Annotated in this window: 22 protein-coding genes and 1 tRNA gene; 20 read left to right on the top strand and 3 right to left on the bottom strand. The window is 39.1% G+C overall.

Annotated features, from left to right (window positions below; genetic code table 11):
- The first annotated feature begins 121 nt into the window (after window positions 1–121).
- The 3 genes from trmB to WMO28_RS14475 all read left to right on the top strand — a co-directional run bounded on the left by trmB (window position 122) and on the right by WMO28_RS14475 (window position 2,632).
- A complete protein-coding gene (trmB, locus tag WMO28_RS14485; protein WP_349057449.1) occupies window positions 122–778 on the top strand; it encodes a tRNA (guanosine(46)-N7)-methyltransferase TrmB in 657 nt (218 codons plus the stop codon).
- A 9-nt stretch (window positions 779–787) separates the two neighbouring features.
- Complete coding sequence (locus WMO28_RS14480) at window positions 788–2,116, top strand: MATE family efflux transporter (RefSeq protein ID WP_178644309.1); 1,329 nt, start codon at window positions 788–790, stop codon at window positions 2,114–2,116.
- A gap of 443 nt (window positions 2,117–2,559) precedes the next feature.
- Window positions 2,560–2,632, top strand: a tRNA-Lys gene (locus WMO28_RS14475).
- A 180-nt stretch (window positions 2,633–2,812) separates the two neighbouring features.
- On the opposite strand, the gene WMO28_RS14470 is transcribed toward WMO28_RS14475, so the two are convergent.
- Window positions 2,813–3,982 (bottom strand): tyrosine-type recombinase/integrase, encoded by a 1,170-nt coding sequence (locus WMO28_RS14470; RefSeq protein WP_349057448.1) that lies wholly within the window; start codon window positions 3,980–3,982, stop codon window positions 2,813–2,815.
- 156 nt (window positions 3,983–4,138) lie between these two features.
- Here WMO28_RS14470 and WMO28_RS14465 point away from each other — a divergent pair, with 156 nt between their 5' ends.
- The 8 genes from WMO28_RS14465 (at window position 4,139) to WMO28_RS14430 (ending at window position 7,635) form a co-directional block, all read left to right on the top strand.
- Window positions 4,139–4,657 carry a hypothetical protein gene (locus tag WMO28_RS14465; RefSeq protein ID WP_349057447.1) on the top strand — a complete coding sequence of 173 codons (519 nt, stop codon included), beginning with the start codon at window positions 4,139–4,141 and terminating at the stop codon, window positions 4,655–4,657.
- A gap of 136 nt (window positions 4,658–4,793) precedes the next feature.
- Complete coding sequence (locus WMO28_RS14460) at window positions 4,794–4,976, top strand: hypothetical protein (RefSeq protein ID WP_349057446.1); 183 nt, start codon at window positions 4,794–4,796, stop codon at window positions 4,974–4,976.
- A 148-nt stretch (window positions 4,977–5,124) separates the two neighbouring features.
- A complete protein-coding gene (locus WMO28_RS14455; protein WP_349057445.1) occupies window positions 5,125–5,556 on the top strand; it encodes a hypothetical protein in 432 nt (143 codons plus the stop codon).
- A gap of 96 nt (window positions 5,557–5,652) precedes the next feature.
- The gene (locus tag WMO28_RS14450; RefSeq protein ID WP_195979066.1) at window positions 5,653–6,108 is read left to right on the top strand and encodes a hypothetical protein; all 456 of its coding nucleotides are present in this window, start codon (window positions 5,653–5,655) and stop codon (window positions 6,106–6,108) included.
- Window positions 6,109–6,130: 22 nt separating this feature from the next.
- Window positions 6,131–6,319, top strand: coding sequence for a hypothetical protein (locus WMO28_RS14445; RefSeq protein ID WP_349057444.1), 189 nt, complete (start codon window positions 6,131–6,133; stop codon window positions 6,317–6,319).
- Between the two features lie 77 nt (window positions 6,320–6,396).
- Window positions 6,397–7,056, top strand: coding sequence for a hypothetical protein (locus WMO28_RS14440; RefSeq protein ID WP_349057443.1), 660 nt, complete (start codon window positions 6,397–6,399; stop codon window positions 7,054–7,056).
- A 223-nt stretch (window positions 7,057–7,279) separates the two neighbouring features.
- A complete protein-coding gene (locus WMO28_RS14435; protein ID WP_195979061.1) occupies window positions 7,280–7,495 on the top strand; it encodes a hypothetical protein in 216 nt (71 codons plus the stop codon).
- Window positions 7,492–7,635 carry a hypothetical protein gene (locus WMO28_RS14430; RefSeq protein ID WP_195979059.1) on the top strand — a complete coding sequence of 48 codons (144 nt, stop codon included), beginning with the start codon at window positions 7,492–7,494 and terminating at the stop codon, window positions 7,633–7,635. The genes WMO28_RS14435 and WMO28_RS14430 overlap by 4 nt, the downstream gene beginning before the upstream one ends.
- A gap of 290 nt (window positions 7,636–7,925) precedes the next feature.
- Here the strand turns inward: WMO28_RS14430 and WMO28_RS14425 are convergent, their stop codons facing one another.
- The gene (locus WMO28_RS14425; RefSeq protein WP_243283221.1) at window positions 7,926–8,153 is read right to left on the bottom strand and encodes a helix-turn-helix domain-containing protein; all 228 of its coding nucleotides are present in this window, start codon (window positions 8,151–8,153) and stop codon (window positions 7,926–7,928) included.
- Between the two features lie 338 nt (window positions 8,154–8,491).
- On the opposite strand from WMO28_RS14425, the gene WMO28_RS14420 reads away from it, so the two are divergent.
- The 3 genes from WMO28_RS14420 (at window position 8,492) to WMO28_RS14410 (ending at window position 9,690) form a co-directional block, all read left to right on the top strand.
- Window positions 8,492–8,770 carry a hypothetical protein gene (locus tag WMO28_RS14420; RefSeq protein WP_216419168.1) on the top strand — a complete coding sequence of 93 codons (279 nt, stop codon included), beginning with the start codon at window positions 8,492–8,494 and terminating at the stop codon, window positions 8,768–8,770.
- 168 nt (window positions 8,771–8,938) lie between these two features.
- Entirely contained in the window at window positions 8,939–9,130 is a 192-nt protein-coding gene (locus WMO28_RS14415) for a hypothetical protein (protein WP_226844567.1), read from the top strand.
- Window positions 9,127–9,690, top strand: a complete 564-nt coding sequence (locus WMO28_RS14410) for a tyrosine-type recombinase/integrase (RefSeq protein WP_349057442.1) — start codon at window positions 9,127–9,129, stop codon at window positions 9,688–9,690. The genes WMO28_RS14415 and WMO28_RS14410 overlap by 4 nt, the downstream gene beginning before the upstream one ends.
- Before the next feature lie 55 nt (window positions 9,691–9,745).
- On the opposite strand, the gene WMO28_RS14405 is transcribed toward WMO28_RS14410, so the two are convergent.
- Entirely contained in the window at window positions 9,746–10,114 is a 369-nt protein-coding gene (locus WMO28_RS14405) for a pyridoxamine 5'-phosphate oxidase family protein (RefSeq protein ID WP_112144476.1), read from the bottom strand.
- 170 nt (window positions 10,115–10,284) lie between these two features.
- Here WMO28_RS14405 and WMO28_RS14400 point away from each other — a divergent pair, with 170 nt between their 5' ends.
- The 6 genes from WMO28_RS14400 to WMO28_RS14375 all read left to right on the top strand — a co-directional run bounded on the left by WMO28_RS14400 (window position 10,285) and on the right by WMO28_RS14375 (window position 20,417).
- The gene (locus WMO28_RS14400) at window positions 10,285–11,409 is read left to right on the top strand and encodes a helix-turn-helix transcriptional regulator (protein ID WP_349057441.1); all 1,125 of its coding nucleotides are present in this window, start codon (window positions 10,285–10,287) and stop codon (window positions 11,407–11,409) included.
- A gap of 783 nt (window positions 11,410–12,192) precedes the next feature.
- Entirely contained in the window at window positions 12,193–13,734 is a 1,542-nt protein-coding gene (locus WMO28_RS14395; protein WP_178641658.1) for an amino acid carrier protein, read from the top strand.
- Between the two features lie 188 nt (window positions 13,735–13,922).
- The gene (locus tag WMO28_RS14390; protein WP_178641661.1) at window positions 13,923–14,954 is read left to right on the top strand and encodes a Stealth CR1 domain-containing protein; all 1,032 of its coding nucleotides are present in this window, start codon (window positions 13,923–13,925) and stop codon (window positions 14,952–14,954) included.
- Window positions 14,955–14,977: 23 nt separating this feature from the next.
- A complete protein-coding gene (locus tag WMO28_RS14385; RefSeq protein ID WP_349057440.1) occupies window positions 14,978–17,167 on the top strand; it encodes an NAD-dependent epimerase/dehydratase family protein in 2,190 nt (729 codons plus the stop codon).
- Entirely contained in the window at window positions 17,152–18,060 is a 909-nt protein-coding gene (locus WMO28_RS14380; RefSeq protein ID WP_349057439.1) for a hypothetical protein, read from the top strand. Before WMO28_RS14385 ends, WMO28_RS14380 begins: the two co-directional genes overlap by 16 nt.
- A gap of 26 nt (window positions 18,061–18,086) precedes the next feature.
- Window positions 18,087–20,417, top strand: a complete 2,331-nt coding sequence (locus WMO28_RS14375) for a hypothetical protein (RefSeq protein ID WP_349057438.1) — start codon at window positions 18,087–18,089, stop codon at window positions 20,415–20,417.
- The last annotated feature ends 10 nt before the right edge of the window (window positions 20,418–20,427 follow it).

The following is a 20,427-nucleotide window of genomic DNA, read 5'->3' as shown; positions in this document are numbered from 1 at the left end:
CCTCCTGATAAACTGCGGAGCAGTTATTCGGTTATGAGCAAGTAGCGAAAGCGGATTGCGAATATCCGATTGACTATGAAGATTATTATCTATTTAATAGAAGAAAAACAGGAGGTTTTTTATGAGATTACGTAATATTCCGGGAGCGAAGGATGCTATTTTGGAGTGTGACTGGGTGATTGATGAGCCGGAGAGATTTAAGGGGAAATGGGATGAGGTTTTTGGTGTGAGGAGACCGCTTTTTCTTGAGGTTGGCATGGGTAAGGGGCGTTTTCTGATGGATATGGCCCGGCTGCATCCGGAGAGGAATTTTGTGGGAATTGAGATGTATGACAGTGTGCTGCTTCGGGCACTGCAGAAGAGAGAGGAAGTGGAAGATGCGGGAGAGGATTTTTCCAATCTTGTTTTTATCCGTGTGGATGCGAGATTGCTGCCGGAGATCTTTGAGAAGGATGAGGTTGACGGGATTTATCTGAACTTTTCGGATCCGTGGCCGAAGGCGCGCCATGCAAAGAGAAGACTTACCTCCAGAGAGTTTCTTGCGAGATATGAGAAGGTCCTGAAGAAAGACGGTGCTGTGGAATTTAAGACGGATAACCGTGATCTGTTTGAGTTTTCACTGGAAGAGGTGAAGGATTCCAACTGGAACCTTGAAGTCTGCACATTTGATCTGCATCATGATGAGAAGCTGGTGGAGGGCAATGTAATGACAGAATATGAAGAGAAATTTTCCTCCAAGGGAAATCCGATCTGTAAGATGATAATTAAACAGAAATAGAGGGACAAAATGCAGGAAGAAATTTTTGAAAGGTATCCCATACCAAAGGCGTATTTTAAACTGGCATTTCCGGTTGTGTTCAGCATGGTGATCTCGCTCGTCTATAATATGGTAGATACTTATTTTATTGCAGGAACCGGCAATACAGATCTGGTAGCGGGTGTTGCTCTGGGTTCACCGATCTTTACGCTGATGATTGCCCTTGGAGATATTTTTGGCCTGGGCGGCAGCTCTTTTATTTCCAGGCTTTTCGGGGAAAAGAAATACGAGGATGCGAAGCGAATCAGTGTGTTCAGTTTTTACGGAGCGATCGTCAGTGGTGTTGTGGTTGCGGCGATTCTGATGATTTTCAGAAGCCCGGTGCTGGGACTTCTGGGCGCTAGTGAGGCTACCTGGGAGTATGCATCGCAGTATTATACCTGTATCGCGCTGGGTGCGCCGTTTATCATTGTTGCACTGACGCCGTCCAACCAGCTTCGTACAGAAGGTTTTGCCACCGCTTCCATGGCTGGTTCTGTGCTTGGAGCGATCGTGAACATTATTCTGGATCCGGTCATGATCTTCGGACTTGGCTGGGGTGCGGCCGGAGCTGCGACAGCTACAGTGATCGGAAATGTGTGCACAGATATTTTCTTTGTATGGTTTCTTATAAAAAGGAGCAAAAATCTTTCGGTGGATCCAAGAGGATTCCATATTTCCGGCAGAGAGATCCGGGCGGTTTTTTCCATTGGTATTCCGGCTTCTGTTACCAATCTTATGCAAAGTCTTGGTATTGCACTGACGAACCGTGCTCTTCTGGGCTTTGGAGATGATAAGGTTGCAGCGATGGGAATCGTCATGAAGATCAATATGATCGCGGCACTTGTGCTGGTAGGTTTTGCTTTTGGAGGCCAGCCGCTGATTGGTTACAACTATGGTGCGAAAAACCGTGAGAGACTGAAAGGAACGTTGAAATTTGCATATCTGTTAGAAGGTGGAATGGCTCTTGCACTGATGGCAGTGCTGGGATTTTTTGCCCCGCAGCTGGTACGTGTCTTTATGAACGATTCTTCGGTTGTGGAAAATGGTGCGTTGATGCTGAGACTCCAGCTTGCAGGAATGCTGTGCATGGGAATCGTGCTGATCAGTACCTGCACATTCCAGTCAGCAGGACAGGCTATGAGTGCTTTTCTTCTGTCTGTGAGCCGTCAGGGTGTGATTTTTGCCATTGTGTTGACAATAGCGCTTCATACAGTGGGATATCACGGTGTGCTGGCTTCCCAGGCAATCTCGGATTTTCTGACAGCGGTTCTGGCAGTGATTCTGGTATGGCGTTGGTGGAAGAAAGAGAAGTTCTGATAGAGATAAATTTTTATATGTGGTGAAAAAAGGGCAGGCTGGTAATCTATGTGCCGATGCGTTTATTTTCGTCCGGGTTGCCGGGCAAAATGTGAATGTATGTAAGCACAGGAATCAGCCTGCTTTCATATACTGATCGTAGAACCAGCAGGAGAATAGAGGGGGACTTTGGATCTTGAAAAAAAGAAAATTCAAGTCAGTCAGGAGAAATCTGAACAGCGTAAACCGCAGCATCAACAATCAGGCATCCCACATCAGAAGTTCACTGTCAGAAATGGAAAAAATGCTGGATAAAATTGCATCAAATGAAGATACAAAAAATAAAAAAGAAAAAAATAAAAAAAATTAAAAAAAGGTGTTGACTTTACCATAAGCATGACGTATAATACAACATGTCTTGAGGAAAGGAACACACCGAACGAAAGACACAGATAATTAAATAAGCGTCTTTAGCTCAGTTGGTAGAGCACCTGACTCTTAATCAGGGTGTCCAGGGTTCGAACCCCTGAAGGCGCACTAAGAACACTGTTTTTGTAGACACAGGAGCTACGGGGACGGTGTTTTTCTTTGTTGATGGAAAACTCAGTGTTTATGCGGGTTTGCGGGCTCTTAATCATTTTGTTATATGCCTCAAAAAAACTTTCTAACATCTTTTTTACATCTTCTAAAGAAAATCTTAATTTGAATACAATGTATTCAAGATATCTTTAAAGCATTTTCCATAAGATTCATCTTTTCAATTTCTGTATGTGTGTCAAAGCAATAGTATTTTAATGTTGTCTTTTCGTCTGAGTGACCTAACATTATTCTTGTGGTGTTGAGACTAACACCACCGTCCAAGAGAGAAGAACCATAAGTTTTTCTTACTTTATGACTGCTTCTGTATAAGATTCCGAGTTTGCTGCAATATTTTTTCAATAATGAAGTGATACATCGTTCAGTGATTGGCTCATTTGTTAATGAAAAAATATAGCCTGCTGCCTTACCGTTCGATTTTTCTTGACGTTCCTTTGCTATGGCTATAAGTTTTTTGGCTTCTTTTGTTAAAAAAACATATCTGTCGCCGCAGTCTGTTTTTGTATGCGGAACAACTTCTTTAGTATCACGTCTGAGCATTCTCTGGATATGAATATAATTTTCATTCTCGATATCAGAAAATTTCACAGCACACAATTCACCAATTCTTAATCCTGTTTGAAATTGAAACATAAGAGCAAGGGGAGAAAGTTCATAGAATTTCACAGCATTTTTATAATCTTCCCATGCAAGAGGAATCATCATTTTTCTTTCATCAACGGTGTAGACTTGTGTATCATCAGGCTTCTTTTGCTCTTTTCTGAAAATCTTTTTATCAATTTTAAGCCCCTTCATGGGGTTGCTCTCGATAATATCCAAATCAACTGCATATTCAAGCGCTTGTCTCATAATGACTTGAACATTTACATATTTTTTTCGAGTCATATCATAATCTTTTATAAGTTGGTGAGCCCAAACGTCCAATGTCAGTTTATTGATTTTTTTCAAAGGTATTTTTATTATAGGGGTTCCAACGTAAAAAGATTTCCAATCACTTTCGATTCTTGTGATATAAGTTGAAGCGGTTGTATGAAGTCGCTTATATTTCAACCATTCGTGATAAAAAATTTCCAAGTTTACTTTATCCAAAAGATTGTCAAGCAGCTTCTCTTTGTAGAAGTCATTTAGCCATTCATAAAGTTCTTCTTCTGTTGCTTTGACGATGAGTTTCCTTCCATATTTTTTCGTTTTATCTGGAATGTAAGTTCTCCAACGTTGGTCTTTTCCATTACCTTTGCCGATAGAATATGGATGCTTTTTCTGTATTTCTGCTTTGATTAAATCGTTCATTTTCAAGGCACATCGCTTATTTTAATATTAGCATTTTTTATTTATGAAATCAACAGTAAGTACTAAAAGAATGACTCACTATTATCTATATAGAGGTATACTAATATCATCAAAGAGAGGAATACAAAACAAACAGAAAGAAAGAGGTAAATAAAAATGGAATCATACACAACTATGACAATTAATTTTAATAATAGCGAAGCAGCAAATAAGGCAATGAATATTATTAAAGCAGCATTAAAAACAATAACACCTAAATTTCCAACAGAGTTCACAACATTTGAAAAAGATATTACTGTAAAAGAAAATGAAATTATAGTTGATGAAAGTTGCAGTCTTTGGCAGGCAATCGGAAGAGTTGACGTTCTTGCTAAGGAAGTTGCAACAAAATTAGCAGATGAAGACTTTACGCTTGAGTGTTATTACGATTCATGTGATTGTGGTTATAAGGAATCTGTAAAAGCTGATTACAGCAATGGAAAACTTACCATTAATACAGTAGCTTCTGAAGATAATGGATATTGCCCTGAGTGCGGCGAGCTGATTGTTCGTTTCGATGAATATGATTCCAATGCTCATTATTATTGTCCAGAGTGCGGAGAAGAACTTGACCACGAAGAAATGTTTGAGGATGGTCTTCCAACTTTCACGAAAGAGATTATCAAAATCAAATAAAAATCATAACATTTTTTAATAAGAATATAAGTGCTTTTAAAATGACTCATTATTTCCTGCACAGAGGTATACTAATATCATCAAAGAGAGGAATACAAGACAAACGAAAAAAAGTATTTTAAGGAGGATTTAAACAATGTATTACAATGGTGAATATTATACAGATGATGACATCGAGGGAATGGCAGAAAGTATTGGCATGGCAGCAGAGGATTGTATATGGCATTGTGCTGATGGACATATACTTAGAAGTGAAGAAATTGCTTCATGGTCAAATGAAATGATTATAGAAATGTTTACTATAATATATCTTTCATAAAGTACCACTAAAATGACTCACTATTATCTATATAGAGTTATACTAATATCATCAAGAGAGGAAAACAAAACCTCAGAAAATAAAAACGAAATAAAATAAGGGCAGCGACCAAGCGCTAAACGCCAAGAGGCGAAGAAAGGAAAATATTATGTTTATCAATTATGAAATGGCTACAATCGAAATCACAAAGGCAGAAGCAAAAGAAGCAGGTGTTTTCAACTCTGATATGTACAATAATCTTGCAAAAGCCAAAGCAGAGACAGGTTACAAAGTTGTAGTAAAAGAATCTAAGAAAAGAACAGATACAATGAAAGGTCTTACTTACGCTTATATGACAGTTTATATTGAAAAGAAAGCAGGTGAGCGAAAAGAAGAACTTATGGCTGAATTTAATGAACTTCGTGGCTGCATTGATGGAAAAAGAAATCCTCTGGCAGAAAAGGCTTCTTATGGCGAAGTCAGAGCTTGGTTCCTCGAGCAGTTTACAGAGATTACAGAATTTAATGAAAAACTTGCTGCAAAGAGAGCAATCCTTCGTGAAGAAAGAGAAATGAAAAAACTTGAAGCTTTATTCGCTTAATATGTCGCATTAAAATGACTCACAGTTATTTGCAATCTACTATAATAAAATCATAAAGAACAGAAAACAAAATCCAAAAGAAAGAGGTAATAAATCATGAAATCTCCTATCACAATCGACTTCGTAAATGCAACAATCACAGTAAACGCAGCTTATGCCAAGAAAGCAAGCAATCCTTTTTCAGCAGAATATGCACAGATTCAGAAAGTACGTGCTGACTATCCAACTTTCACAGTAAGAACAAGAAGTATTAAAAAGAATGCTGCTAAAGATTCCTATAAAGGTCTTACCTACGATTACATGAGAGCCTACATCATGAGCCATGAAAAAGGGGAAGATAGAGTAAATGCGTTAATGGAATTTGACGAACTGCTTCTTATCTCTCAGTGCCACAGCAAAGGACGCAGATATCCTGTTATCAAAAGTTGGTTCCTTGACAACTATCCAGAAATTAAGAACTTTGGAATGATTGAAATGCCTGGGTTTGAGATTGTGCCAAAAGATGAAAACAAGGTTGCGGACTTTCCAAAAGATGAAAAGGTCAGCGCATAAAATTAAGTAAGGAGAGATAAAAATGAACAGAGATTTACGTTTTGAGGATTTAAAAGAATACGCAAACGAGTTTGCTTGCAGCATTGCAGAAGCTGCCAGAGATATAGTCTTTGATTTTTTTGCGGCAGCAGGATTTCGGGAAGATGTTCTCGAAGAAGAACTTGCGCCTAAGTCAGATGAAGAAATCATTGAAATGTACTTAGATTTTTAAGTCATGTATTTAACAGTAGAGATATTTATTGTTTATTATTCCTTTGTTAATAGGCTGACTCAGAAAGGTTAAATAATATGTTAGAAGAAAAAACTTATTCAATTTCAGAACTTGCGGCAATTATTGGCGGTTCATCTAAGCGCCAAGCCATCAAACGCAAACTTGAACGTAGACACATTCTCTATTCTATTCAAGGTAGAGGAAGTAAAACCACTTTCAAAATAGAAAAAATTCCCAGTCCCTTTCAAGAGTTCTGCATGGACGTTTTAAAATTTGATAAGAACACAGATTTTGAGAAACTGCGCAATCTTTATTATTATTGTTTAAATGATGAATTATTTATGGCAAAACCTGATGAAGAAAAAGCGATGCTTCTTGAAGATAAAGGCAAACATATTTCAAGACAAACTATTGCAGGATATGAACGAAAACTATTTGATGTATATTTCTATTCTAAAAGTGATACAGAGTTTATTTACTACTTTGCGAGTGATGGCAATTATAGAACTGCTGAGCATGAAGAATACCTTGAAGCATGGCATGATTATTGGGAGTGGAAAGAACAGACAAAAAAAGAACTTGGAAATCTGCGTTATGTCTGCGCTCGAATCAAACTGAAATATGGCGGTTTTCCACGTAAGCAAGGAATTATACAAGCGAATGCCATTGAAATGCCGCAAATTCATAAGCTGATAGCATTGACTAATGAAAGTTTTGAGAAAGCGTATTCAGAATAAATTTAAGTCATTCTATTAACAGCAGAGATATTTTATATATATTTTTCTAACGTTAAGAGGTTGACTTAAAAAATCCTTTGGACAAATCACATTAATCATATAGTTAGATTTTTGAATAATAGTAGAAAGATAGGGACGGGGAGCCTTAGCGGTCTTTTTTATCGTATCGCTGCGCTCACGATAAAAAATCCCTTAATATAAAACGAAAGGAAGATTTTTAATTATGACAAATGTTGAAAGAGTAGAACGTGACATTGCAAGAGAAAAGATGTTCAGAGAAGCGTTTATGAATGGCAAAGAGCCAACAGACGAAGATAGAGCTGCGTGGGCGCTTGCAGACGCGCATAATCAAATGAGTCTTGATTATGCAAGACAACTTGATGCAAAAGAGGCAGTTACTAATATTAAAATTTCAAGTGAGGTAAAAATCAAAAAATGAGTGAGGAAAGAAAAAGGAAGAAGAAAAAGGGGAAAGATGATGAATCTATTCTTGAAAATGAGATTTTTCACATAATGGAAGTCAGTCTGAAAGAGGCTTTAGATATGGCTCTTGATGACATACTAAAAGAATGGAAGTAATAAAGGCAAGCTATGAAAGGACGGTTGTCCTTTTAGCTTGCCTTTTTTTGCGTTTCTCTGCCGATATTTTCGACAGAGTTTTTTTCGTTCAAAGCCAAGAGTCTCGTGATCTGGAATGAAAATCGCTCTTGTTAGGACAGTTAGCCACTACATATTGCAAAAATCGTTGTAAAAGTTGCAATTCCCGAAAAGGGCGCCCCCCTGTTAATAGCTGCCTGCTGCCATTCTGTCCCCTTTAAACGACTGCTGCCGCAATCGCCATTCATTTCTTCTTGGAACGTGCTAAAAAGCTATTCTGCGGCTTCTGGCGTGTCCTCTGCCACGTATTCGACTAAATCCCCCACTTGACAATTTAAGAGCCTACAAAGCGTGTCTATAGTTTTCCAAGACACTAATTCATTGTGTCTTATCTGTTGAAGATAAGATTGTCCAATTAACTTCTCTTCTCTTATTCTTGTAGAAGTATAACCGTTCTTTTTCAACTCTGCCATAATATCTATTTTATATCTGAGTGCCATTTCAAAGTCCTCCTTCTCCATTTTACTTAATAATAGCATATATTTGCACTAATTTCCAGTGTGAATAATGCACTAATTTCAAGTGCTTTATTGCACTATATTTTGGTGCTTTTGTCAATAGACTGCACTAATATATAGTGCTATAATAAAGACAAGTTAAGAGAGAGGAACAAGTCAAGGATAGACGAAAGTAGGCAGCAGCCGAAACCAAGAATACAAGGTCAGAGTGGAAAGGGATAAGGGAGACTGGGACGCACTAAGAAGAACGCTAAATACTTAAACAGCCCACCACCACTTGAACCTCTCACACATATCAAAAGAAAAGGGGATAACAAATTATGACAAACGAAAAAATCAACGCAACAGTAGAAGAAATCATGGAATATGAGGCACTTTTGGATGAAGTGAAAGGAATCGTAGATGGACTGAAAGATAACCTCAAAAATGAAATGGCAGAGAGAAAAGTGGAAAGTCTTTCCACAGACCGCTACACAGTCAGATGGACAGAGGTTCTTACTTCCAAGTTTAATTCTAAGGAATTTAAAAAGGTTTATGAGAATCTTTACACCGCTTTTCTTCGTCAGACTCGTTCAAGACGTTTTTCAATCAGTGCGTAACGGAATCTTCTTCTCTCTTGGCTTAGAAAATGAGCCAAGAGAGGAAAGTTCCTAAAATATAAATTATAAGAACAATAAAATCCATTGTTTCTGCGGCTTGTCAGAAATTTGCAGAAAATATGGAACTATTCACTCACAAAATAAGAACTTTTAAGGGGGAACCGCAAAATGAAATTCTGTAAAATCCAAGACACATTGAACAGATGCAGCAGCTTTCTTGATGTTGCTTGTATCGCACTTGATAATGAACATTTCTTTCCAGAGGGAAATACAGTCAGTTTACTCTTGGAAGATGTAAACAATCGTATCAATACTTGTGTTGAAGAATTGGAAAAGATGAAAGGAAACAATAAAAAATGAATAAGAGAACAATCGTTCTTACCACAGAACAGTACAAGGAAATCATTCAGACCATGAGAGAAGGATTCTGCGGCTGCCGTCCAAATGAACGAATTGCAACCGCTCTTGTCTTAGAGGGCAATCTTGGGCTTAGAATATCTGATATTCTGAGCCTGCGGCTCTCAGATATTGTGAGGGATGGCGACAGATACAGATTAGAGATAACAGAACAGAAAACAAAAAAGAAACGAGTTTTTACAGTTCCCCTTGTTATTCAGCAGTATATTGAAAATTATTGTTTGAGAAATGGAATCGAAAAAAATGAAAAGATTTTTGATTTGACCGAACGTGCAATCAGTAAACAACTTGCTCTTGTCTGTGATTACCTTGGATTTGAGGGAATCGGAACCCACTCTTTCAGAAAGTGGTATGCAACGGAAATTTACAAAAATAATGGATATGATATTACTTTAGTCCAACGGTTGCTCCAACATAGTTCTGCTGCCATTACACAGCGTTATATTGGAATAGAGCCACAGCGGATTGAAGAAGCCATTGAGGGACACGCACAGCTATTATAAAAAGGAAGTCATTTCAGACTTCCTTTTTACATAATTAATTTCCCAAACTGGAATTTTACTTTATTTCTACATTCTCTACTTTTACTTTGAACATAATAAAATGTTCCATTCCTACCGCACCAAATCTCTGTTGTAAAATAGGACATTCTTCAAGCATTCTTTGCTTTAACGCTTGATTATCACATTCTGTTGCTATACCAGTAATTCTAATCCATTCCCTTGATTCTGCTTTCTTTGCGACAATCTGAATATGCTCATTTTCTCGCATCTGTTTGTGAGCATCGTTCATGTCATTTGTAGATAAGTATAAATCATCTCCAACTTCCATTACTGCACCGAAAGGTCTACCTGCTGGATAGTCACCATTTATAGACAATACAAAAAATGCACCACATTCTTTCAAAAATTCATATGCTTTACTCATTTTATTTTTCCTCCGTTAAATTTCGATTTATAAATCCATTAATTGTATTTTATCATACCATAAAATACAAAATCATCATATAAATTTTTTCAGATTAAGAGTGGAAATCCACTCTTTTTTCTTTGCTCTTGGAATGGTAGAATAAAAGAAAAATGTTTGGGGTTATACTTATGAGAAAAGAATTTGACGAAGAAGACGAACCGAAAAAGTCAACCAGAGGAAAGAAAAATAATCAGAAAATGAAACCTTTCCTTGTATATCAATATCTTATGAGACATACAGACGAAAATCATGTTATCAGAGCAGATGATATTTGTCTTGCTATGGCTGAGACTTATGGTATAGACGCGGAACGTAGAGGGATTTACAGAGATATTGACGAAATCAATAAAGCGATTCTTGCTTTTGAAGAAGGCATTTCTATAAAAGAAGCTGCTGAGTGGATTGAAGATGATGAAAGTCTGAAAAATATTATTTTCGATAAGCACCAAAAAGGCTTCTGTATGCAGCAGCGGCACTATGATTACACAGATATTCAACTTTTGGTTGAAAGTATCTATGCGTCAAAATATCTGTCTGAGCCGCAGGCAGAACGCTTGATAAAGATATTATGTGAGTTCGTCAGTGAGTTCCAAGAGAAGAAAATTCGCCACAATGCTATTTTGACAGATAGAGTAAAAACAAACAATTCTGGTGTTTTGAATAATATTGAAAAAATAGATGCTGCAATGAGCATGGAAGATAAACACACTCCTGAAAAAATCAGCTTTAAATATCTGAAATACTCCATTAGCAATCTAAATCAGCAAGTAGAACGGCGGCATGGCAGCAGGTATGAGGTCAGCCCCTATGCGCTTCTTATCAATGATGGAAACTATTACCTTTTAGCTTATAATGATTATGTAAAGGACTTGCGGACGTATCGTATTGACAGAATGAAAGATGTAAAATTGCTTGGTATTGAACGAGAAGGAAAAGAAGTCTTTAATAAAATCAATCTCAAAAATTATACACAAAGAGTTTTTTCTATGTTCGGTGGAGAACAGCAGGTAATCACAATACAGTTTATCAATCCTCTTTTGGATGCGGCTGTGGATAGGTTTGGAAAGAAGGGAATCCTTTATAATGTGGTAGATGATAAGCATTTCAGCATTACTGCACCTGTTGAAATCAGCGACCAGTTTTATGGTTGGGTTCTTGGTTTTGGAAATAAGGCGAAGATTTTAAAGCCGCAGAAGGTAGTTGAGGGATTTACAGAGTACTTGGATAAGATTAGAAATATGTATGAAAGTTGATGAAAAGATGTTAAAAGTTAGTATGAAGTTGCTTATTTGTTACTTAAAACATGATTATTTATTGTTTGAATACACTTTGAATACACTGGACAGTGCGATGTGCCAAAACCTCCTTTCTTAGCGGCGAAGCCGCAGGGTGTCCAGGGTTCGAGCCCCTGAAGACGCACTAAAAGCACTGTTTTTGCAGACATAGGAGCTGCGGGGACGGTGTTTTTTTGTTGCGTTAGAGCGAAAAAAGTGTCTGAGACAAGCCCGGGATATATGTAATAGGGAAGCGTAAGAAAAAAGCATTGGTAAGACAGAATAATAATATTGGGAGGACAGTGATTTTGACGAGTGGGAATAAAAAAGGAGGGCCGGGTCTTTTTGGACCCGGCAGAGTATGAAAAGAAAAATAAGTAATGATCTATAAGATGAAAAAGCGTTGTGCTTTATTTGCTTAATAATATACTGTCAAAATGTGATGGAACTGTGAGAAGCGTTTTAAAAATCTGTGAGAAAAATCTAAAGATCTTATAAATTTCCATAAGGTTTGTTCAGACTAATCTGCTAATAATACAATTTCAAAAACTAATTATGTAAAATTCTGGAAATACCTATAAATATATGAAAACAATAGGGACATTTTCCTGCTTATACGGTATAATAAACCATATTATAAAAAGCCTGGGGCGGAAACAAAGTCGGATAAGCTGAAACAGAGGCAGTTACTTTCGTAGTAAAATATCCGCAAAAATAAGGCTACAATTCTGCAATATTCAGGTGAAAAGGGAGGAACTGTCTATGGAGAGAGTGTTTGAAGCAATAAACGGCGTGTTCAGCTTTATCGGTCCACTATCTGATTTCCTGTGGGATTTTCCTACAAATTTTGAATGGTACAGCAGCATTCCCATTCTGGGAAACATATCCTTTGCGATCATATTGCTTCTGGGATCCGGAATTTTTTTCAGCTTTAAGATTGGTTTTATGCAGGTAACTTACTTCAAAAAAGGAATCCGCAGTATGACTGAGAAACGAACCGTTGAAACCGGAATTTCCCCGCTGGCATCCTTTTTCCTGAGTTCGGCTATGCGCGTTGGTCCCGGAAATATTCTGGGTGTGACAGGAGCTATCGCAGTCGGCGGCCCGGGAGCTCTTTTCTGGATGTGGATCTCAGCATTTTTCGGAATGGCAGTTGCATATATGGAAGGTGTGCTTGCCCAGATTTTTAAGGAGAAAAAAGATGATGAGTTTGTAGGCGGACTTCCCTTTTATGGAAGTAAGCTTCTTGGAAATAAAGTATGGATCGGAGTATTTCTTTCCGTGCTGTATATTCTCTATGCACTATGTTGTCTGCCGGCACAGGGATTTAATGTTGTTTCCTCTGTAGGACGTATGGCAGAGATCATAACAGGAAAAACAATCGCCAGTGGATCTGCCTTCTATTATATAGTAGGAATACTGATCGTAGTTCTCACAGCAGCAATCGCATTTGGCGGAATCAAAAAAGTTTCCAGATGGACGGATATGATGGTTCCGGTGATGGCGGTCCTCTATATGGTTGTGGTACTGCTTCTTATTATATTGAATTTTAACCGTATTCCGTATTTCTTCGGAAGTGTTTTTAAAGGCGCATTTAAACCGGAGGCATTTTTCGGAGGCGTTTTCGGAACTGTCCTTGCACAGGGGGTAAAACGAGGTCTGATGTCAAATGAGGCAGGGCAGGGAACCATTACCATGTCTGCGGCAGCAGCAGATGCGAAACATCCCTGTGAACAGGGCGTGATCGCTTCACTTGGAGTTTTTCTGGATACGATCGTGATCTGTACACTTACCGGATTTGTGGTAGTTATGGCGCATTGCTGGACCGGGGCAGATGCGGAAGCCTGGCAGGCGCTGGATAAACTTCCGAAATACACGGAATCTATTGCTGTCCTGACACCGGGAACGGCTATGAATGGAATCGTTACATTCCTTGTGACTTTCTGCTTCTGTCTGTTTGCATTTACCTGTCTGCTGGGTATGATCAGCTTTTCGGAGATTGCGGCAAACCGCATCCGAAAAGACCGGGTTTGTATCAATATCGTACGCTGTATAGGACTTATTGTTGCTACATTCGGAATCCTCTGCAATATTGCAGGGCTGGAACTGGGAAATCTCTGGGCATTCTCGGATCTGGGAAATATTCTGATCGTATATTTCAATGTGCCGATCGTTTATGTAGGTGCGAAATATGTTTTCCGGGCAACCAGACATTATAAGAAGAACGACGGAACACCGTTTACTTCAGAAGTGATCGGAAGAAATGATTGTGTTTACTGGGATGAACGTGCGAAGAAACAGTAAACATAATAAAATTTTGGAACAGAATCCCCTTATTAGGATCCCCTCATTATGGAACACTTCCCATAATGAGGGGATTTTTGTGCATTTTACAGGCAATCTGTTAAAATTCTGTGTTCCGGCTTTTTATTTGTAACATGCTGAAAAGATGTGGTATACTTAACCCTAAAGTAAACACACGGGGAAACAGTATGAAAACATCGGATGAAAATCAGAAAATAGATTTTGTCGTTACCTGGGTCGACGGAAATGACCCGGCATGGCAGGAAGAAAAAATGAAAACATTAAATCCAGAAGGGACTGCTAAAATAGATGACCGAAAAGAACGGTACCGCGACTGGAATAATTTACGTTACTGGTTCAGAGGAGTTGAGAAGTATGCACCGTGGGTAAGGAAAATCCATTTTGTTACCTGGGGGCATATCCCGGCATGGCTGGATACAGCGAATCCTAAACTGAACATTGTCAGACACGAAGATTTTATTCCCGGAGAATTCCGCCCTACATTTAACTCCCATACTATTGAATGGAATTTTCATAGAATTCCAGATTTATCAGAAAATTTTGTGTATTTTAATGATGATATGTTTTTATTAAAACCGATAACTGCCGAAGCCTTTTTCAGAAACGGCAGGCCGGTAGATATGATGGCTCTTCAACCGGATGTTGCCAATGCAGATGATGAAGTCATGCCATATATTTATCTGAATAACGCCATGCTCCTGGCGAAATATTTCGATAAACGGGATAATATAAAGAAGCAGCCCGGGGCATATTTTCATATAGGGTATCCGCCGATGTATTTCTTTTACAATATGCTGGAGATCGCTTTTCCCCGGTTCACTGGATTCTATACAGTACATGGCCCGTCACCGCTTAAGAAGAGTACTTATGAAAAACTGTGGCAGCTGGAACCGGAACTGTTGGGAAATGTATGCAGCCATCCATTCCGGCATAAAGAAGATGTTAATCAGTATGTGCTGAGAGAATATCAGAAGCTCAGCGGAGATTTTTTTCCGGAGAATATACAGAAATTCTGTGGATACTATGATGTAGAAGAAACCAACGAAAAACTGATACAGACCATTACCGGGCATAAGAAAAAAATGATCTGCATCAATGACAGCAATCACGAAATTGATTTCGAAAAAGCCAAAAAAGAAATCAATAACGCGCTGGATCAGATTCTTCCGGAAAAATCAGAATTCGAACGCAAATTATAAACAGCAGGAAGAGAGGCATAAAGATGAATATTCTGTTGGTGGGCGGCTCCTGCAGCCTGATGGACAGCATGATCCTGAAGCTCCGGAAAGAGGGACACAGGGTTTTTTTGCTGACCGGAGATAAATACAGACATAATAAATATCAGAAAGTATTTGAAAGATATGACTTCGCCTATGACTGCGAAAATCTCAACGATATTTTGGAAAGTGTCAATGCAGACGTGACCATTCTTATGGGGGCATTTGATACCAATTACCGCTGGAATGGGGAAGAAAGAGAAACCGTGCATTTTATTTCTCATCTGGTAAATATTCTGGTAGCTTATTCTATGGCAAATAAGAAGCGGCTGATCTTTCTTTCTTCAGATGAAATTTATAATGGAAATTATAAGGATGATATAGAAGAGGAAGAAAAATTTTCCGGAATTGGGATCCGGGCAGATGCCTTGTCCCAGGCTGAGGAAATCTGTGAGAATTTCAGGATAAACCGGGGGCTGGATATCGTGACCCTGCGCCTGGATCATCTCTACAGCATTCCCAAAGAGAAAAAAGACATAAATAACATCTGCGCCCGGATGTGTCTGGACTGTCTGCGTGACGGACATATCAAGGCAAAAGCAGATCATGTTTTTTCTCTTCTTTATGAGAAAGATGCAGTGGAATATATTTATCAGCTTATAAAAAATACAAAGCACGAACGCAGTCGGTACAATCTTTCTTCCAATGATGTGATCAGTGAGGTGGAGCTTGCTGCAAAGGTCCAGGAAACCATGGGGACAGAATCCAACATTGCAGTGTTCTCAGACAGCAATGGAAGGTGCGTCTTGTCAGGAAGACGTTTTGAACAGGAATACGGTGTTCATGCATTTGGAAATCTGGAAAAAAATATCAAGGATATGGCTGCTTACATGCAGCGGCATAAAAATGTTTTTCTGAATGAAGATGAGCTGAAGCTTCCCTGGTGGAAGGTTCTTATCGAGAAATGGAGATGGCTGATCAAAGTGCTTTTCCCGTTTTTCGAAAACATGGTCTGCTTTATTCCGTTCTTTATGATGAATAACCGGACCGTAGGAAGCGAGTATTTTGCAAATCTTGATCCGTTCCTTTTGTATGTGCTGCTTTTTGCCATTGTGTACGGACAGCAGCAGGCTACTTTTTCTGCAATATTGGCGGTTGCAGGATATATGTTCCGGCAGATGTATACGCGAAGCGGATTTGAGGTACTTGTGGATTACAATACCTATGTGTGGATTGCCCAGCTGTTTATCCTGGGACTTGTTGTAGGATATATGCGTGACCAGATCCGTACCATGCGTCTGGAGAGCCAGGAACTGGAGGAACATTTGAGCAGGCAGATTGCAGATATCCGCGATATCAACGAGAGTAATGTCCGTGTAAAAGAAATCATGGAACAGCAGCTGATCGACCATAAAGACAGTATCGGTAAGATTTACAGCATCACAGCAGGACTGGAACAGCGTATGCCCGATGAAGTTATTTTCTATGCGGTAGAAATGCTGGAGAAGCTGATGCAGACTAAGGATGTAGCTCTTTATAATGTAGTCAACAGAGATTACGCCCGTATTTTTTCCGCAAGCTCAGATAAGGCAAGAAGTCTTGGAAACTCTATCCGTTATAAGGAAATGACGGAGATATACGATGCCCTGACTGAGCAGAAGGTATATATCAACAAAAATATGGACGAGCGTTACCCGCTGATGGCCAGAGGAATTTACGAGGGCGGCGAGGTTCAGATGATCATCATGCTCTGGGGATTAAGCTGGGAAAAAATGACTCTTGGCCAGGCAAATTTTTTAACTGTTGTCAGCTATCTGATCCAGAACGCGATGCTCCGTGCACAGAGATATATGCAGGCACTGGAAGATCAGCATTACAGCCGGGATTCTGAAATTCTGGAGCCGGATGCTTTTGAATCCCTGGTACAGGCTTATATGAATGCAGAGATTAAGAACCTGGTGGAATGTGTGCTTGTAAAAGTGGATATCCCAAAGGAACAGTACCGTGAGATCGATGAGCATATGTCAGGACAGTTGCGAGACAGCGATTATCTGGGAATCATGCCGGATGGAAATCTCTATATCCTGCTTACAAACACAACAAGAGAAAGTGCTGTGATCGTACAGGAACGATTTGAGAAAAACGGTTATAAAACAGAATGTGTGGAGAAGATGGCAGTATGTCACAAAGAATGAAATTATTTATTTTTCTGCTGATCATAAACTTAATTGTTATTGTGATCTATCTGGTCTGGAATCATATCCGGAGAAAAGAAAATCTCCGGAGTGTCTGGATGAAGGCGGTCATGATGTTTCTGTGTCCTGTAGTCGGGCCTATGTTTGTGCTGCTTTCTTTTATCCTGTTTAAATTGTTTTCATCACAGGGAATGGATCTTTCGGATGTTGTGTTCAGTAAGGACAGAACAGAGAATTTCCTGCGCCCGGATGAAGAAATGGAACGAAATATGGTATCTCTTGAAGAAGCACTGGAAGTTACAGACAAAAAAAGTCTTCGTACTCTGATGCTGAATGTGATCAGAGGAGATTACCAGAATTCCCTGTCCTCTATTAACCTGGCATTGAACAGTGAGGATTCTGAGACTGCTCATTATGCAGCATCCATTCTCCAGGACGTGCTGAATAATTTCCGAAGCCAGGTACAGGAAAAATATCTTCTGTGCCAGGAAGAAAACGAGCAGCAGGTTGAAAATTGCGTGAATCTTGTGGAGTATATGAATCCCATCCTGGAACAGAAGGTACTCACAGATATTGAGCAGAAATCCATGACAGATAAGATGCAGGAAGTCCTGCAGAAAGCATGGGATCTGGACAAGATCAGGATCAGCAGCACAGTCTACGAAAAAGTCTGCCAGCGTCTGCTGGAAATCAAAGACTACGAAAAATGTACACTGTGGTGCGACAGAGCCATGGAACAGTATCCAAGAGTTCTTTCCAGTTACACCTGCCAGCTGAAGCTCTGTTTCTCCTGCGGAAACAAAGAGAAATTTTTCCAGATCATGCAGGAATTAAGAAGTTCGGATATTATTATTGATAATGAGACACTTGAACTGATCAGAACGTTTATGTAGAAGTAAAAGGGTGAACAGATATGTCAATGACAACTTTGGTTATATTACAATTTGTGGGTATATTTGCTGCCTATACAGGTCTGACAGTTTTGCTTCCGGCAGTTATGTTTCGCAGAGTACTGAGAGGAAGAAGATTGTCAGAGCAGTTTCTGATGTGTTATACATTTGGAAATTTCTATATTATAAATATTGTATTTGCGGTTCAGCTGCTTCATATTTCCAATTTTCAGACACTTGTACTGCTTACTGTGGTTCTGAGTGTGCTGATCTGGAGTCGAGTGAACCGGATTTCTCTGAGAAAACTTATCATAAAGAATGCAGAAGCTTGCAGAAAACTTCTCCAGGGCAGCATGGGAATAAAGGGAGCCTTATACAGAGTATGGCAAAAGTTCATCAGAATGCTGAAATATGCAATCTGTTTCTTTTATCGCGAAGTGGTATGTAATACCCTGCAATGGATATTGGCAGGTGCAATTGTTGCGGCGCTTTTCTGGGTTTACGGCAGACAGCTGATCCTTACTTATGGATATCGAGCATCTGATATTCCGGTACATCTTAACTGGATCAATCAGATGAGCCGGGGAAATCTTTTTGTAAGTGGTGTATATCCTTTTGGATTTCACTGCGTGGTGTATTATCTGCACACAGTTTTTCGGGTGGATACTTATGTGATCTTGTGTCTGTTTTATCTGGTACAGGTATTTTTTATTCATGTGGTTCTTCTTGCAATGCTGAAAATGTTGTGCAGATCTTTGTATTTTCCGTATGCAGGAGTACTTGTATATATACTTGGAAGCTTCTGGGCAAGGCAGACATATTCGCGTTTTGGTGCTTCATTGCCCCAGGAATTCGGTATGATCTTTGTAATCCCATCTATATATTTTCTGATCCGGTTTTTTCAGACAGAAAAAGAAAATTTGAAGACAAAAGAGACAAAACTTACACTTGGGTGTTTTGCCATTGCGTTTTCGTTGACATTAGCTATTCATTTTTACGGAACTATGATTGCGGGACTCTGCTGCATCGGAATTGCCGTTGGATATGTTTTCCGCTTCTTGAATAAAGAGTATTTTCGTCGTATTATGATGACGGGAATTATCAGTGTATTTCTGGCTGTTCTTCCAATGGCGATTGCTTTTGCAGGAGGAACACCTCTTCAGGGCTCGCTTGGCTGGGGACTTAGTGTTATTAATGGCGGAAACTCTGATAATGAAGAGGAAGAAAATACTGTTACGCAGGATATGACGATTGAGGAAATAGCTGCGAATCTGCAGGGGTCTTCGGAAAGTAAAGAAAATACCGGTACAGCGTCTGTACAGTCGGGAAAAAATACACCGACTGTAACGGAAACCCCGAAGCCGTCACTTGGGGAAAAAGTCGGAGAAATTCCGGGGAAAATAAAAGATACATGGAATATGATGGCTCAGCGACTCCGGGAGTTTATTATTAATTTACCGGAGAAATGGTGTGCGTATGCTGTGCTGACGGGAATTGGAGTATTGATTCTGCTAGGATTGGTGTTTATTATTTTTCGCAGGACTGCTTATGGTGAAATGCTGATGTCAGCAGGATTTTGCATGGGAATTTTGACTTTACTGCTTTGTGCGGGAAATCTGGGACTTCCGGTTTTGATGGATTCGGCCAGATGCAGTATTTACTATGCATATCTTCTGGTTGCGACGCTGACATTATTGGGAGATGGAATCCTTTACCTGATATTTATGCCCAGGATTTTGAAAGTCATTCGAAATGCAGCAGCTTTAGGACTAACAGTGATAACTGTAGCAGGAATGATTTATCAGAATCTGATCAAAACACCAGATTTTTTGTCCGGCTATGTATCAAATGGAGCATTGACCTGTCTGACAAATATTATCAGGGAAAATGAAGATAAGACATGGACTATTGTATCAGCCAACGATGAAACTCAGATGGGCCTGGATCATGGATGGCATTATGAGACAATTACTTTTTTACGTAAGCTGGAAAAGATGGATAAGGACACCAAGGTAATTATTCCTACGAAGAATGTATATTTCTTTATAGAAAAAATTCCGTTGGATTATTCTGTGGTGTATTCTGGAAGTGGACAGTCCATCTCAAAAAAAGGGGCAAGTCAGAATCTGCCAAATGTAGGTGGAATTTCCATGTATCAGGGAGAAGGAAGATGGATCCTTATGTCCAGAATGTATTACTGGGCACAGGCATTTATGGAAAAATATCCAAATGATATGAAAGTATACTATGAATCCGAAGATTTTATATGTTATGTAATGCCTCAGAATATGTATCATCAATATAATTTTGCTATAGATTACGGTTATAATCAGGTTCAGACACAGGAGGAAAATAATTAACATAATGGTT

This window comes from Blautia aquisgranensis, from assembly GCF_040096615.1.
GTDB lineage: Bacteria > Bacillota > Clostridia > Lachnospirales > Lachnospiraceae > Blautia_A > Blautia_A aquisgranensis.
Note: the sequence above shows the minus strand (reverse complement) of the source record. Positions and strands in the feature narration are given on the sequence as shown.

Bases quoted from the DNA above. Each gene is read 5' to 3' on its own strand.
- trmB (WP_349057449.1), top strand. From the start codon at position 122: ATGAGATTACGTAATATTCCGGGAGCGAAGGATGCTATTTTGGAGTGT.
- WMO28_RS14480 (WP_178644309.1), top strand. From the start codon at position 788: ATGCAGGAAGAAATTTTTGAAAGGTATCCCATACCAAAGGCGTATTTT.
- WMO28_RS14470 (WP_349057448.1), bottom strand. From the start codon at position 3,982: ATGAACGATTTAATCAAAGCAGAAATACAGAAAAAGCATCCATATTCT.
- WMO28_RS14465 (WP_349057447.1), top strand. From the start codon at position 4,139: ATGGAATCATACACAACTATGACAATTAATTTTAATAATAGCGAAGCA.
- WMO28_RS14460 (WP_349057446.1), top strand. From the start codon at position 4,794: ATGTATTACAATGGTGAATATTATACAGATGATGACATCGAGGGAATG.
- WMO28_RS14455 (WP_349057445.1), top strand. From the start codon at position 5,125: ATGTTTATCAATTATGAAATGGCTACAATCGAAATCACAAAGGCAGAA.
- WMO28_RS14450 (WP_195979066.1), top strand. From the start codon at position 5,653: ATGAAATCTCCTATCACAATCGACTTCGTAAATGCAACAATCACAGTA.
- WMO28_RS14445 (WP_349057444.1), top strand. From the start codon at position 6,131: ATGAACAGAGATTTACGTTTTGAGGATTTAAAAGAATACGCAAACGAG.
- WMO28_RS14440 (WP_349057443.1), top strand. From the start codon at position 6,397: ATGTTAGAAGAAAAAACTTATTCAATTTCAGAACTTGCGGCAATTATT.
- WMO28_RS14435 (WP_195979061.1), top strand. From the start codon at position 7,280: ATGACAAATGTTGAAAGAGTAGAACGTGACATTGCAAGAGAAAAGATG.
- WMO28_RS14430 (WP_195979059.1), top strand. From the start codon at position 7,492: ATGAGTGAGGAAAGAAAAAGGAAGAAGAAAAAGGGGAAAGATGATGAA.
- WMO28_RS14425 (WP_243283221.1), bottom strand. From the start codon at position 8,153: ATGGCACTCAGATATAAAATAGATATTATGGCAGAGTTGAAAAAGAAC.
- WMO28_RS14420 (WP_216419168.1), top strand. From the start codon at position 8,492: ATGACAAACGAAAAAATCAACGCAACAGTAGAAGAAATCATGGAATAT.
- WMO28_RS14415 (WP_226844567.1), top strand. From the start codon at position 8,939: ATGAAATTCTGTAAAATCCAAGACACATTGAACAGATGCAGCAGCTTT.
- WMO28_RS14410 (WP_349057442.1), top strand. From the start codon at position 9,127: ATGAATAAGAGAACAATCGTTCTTACCACAGAACAGTACAAGGAAATC.
- WMO28_RS14405 (WP_112144476.1), bottom strand. From the start codon at position 10,114: ATGAGTAAAGCATATGAATTTTTGAAAGAATGTGGTGCATTTTTTGTA.
- WMO28_RS14400 (WP_349057441.1), top strand. From the start codon at position 10,285: ATGAGAAAAGAATTTGACGAAGAAGACGAACCGAAAAAGTCAACCAGA.
- WMO28_RS14395 (WP_178641658.1), top strand. From the start codon at position 12,193: ATGGAGAGAGTGTTTGAAGCAATAAACGGCGTGTTCAGCTTTATCGGT.
- WMO28_RS14390 (WP_178641661.1), top strand. From the start codon at position 13,923: ATGAAAACATCGGATGAAAATCAGAAAATAGATTTTGTCGTTACCTGG.
- WMO28_RS14385 (WP_349057440.1), top strand. From the start codon at position 14,978: ATGAATATTCTGTTGGTGGGCGGCTCCTGCAGCCTGATGGACAGCATG.
- WMO28_RS14380 (WP_349057439.1), top strand. From the start codon at position 17,152: ATGTCACAAAGAATGAAATTATTTATTTTTCTGCTGATCATAAACTTA.
- WMO28_RS14375 (WP_349057438.1), top strand. From the start codon at position 18,087: ATGACAACTTTGGTTATATTACAATTTGTGGGTATATTTGCTGCCTAT.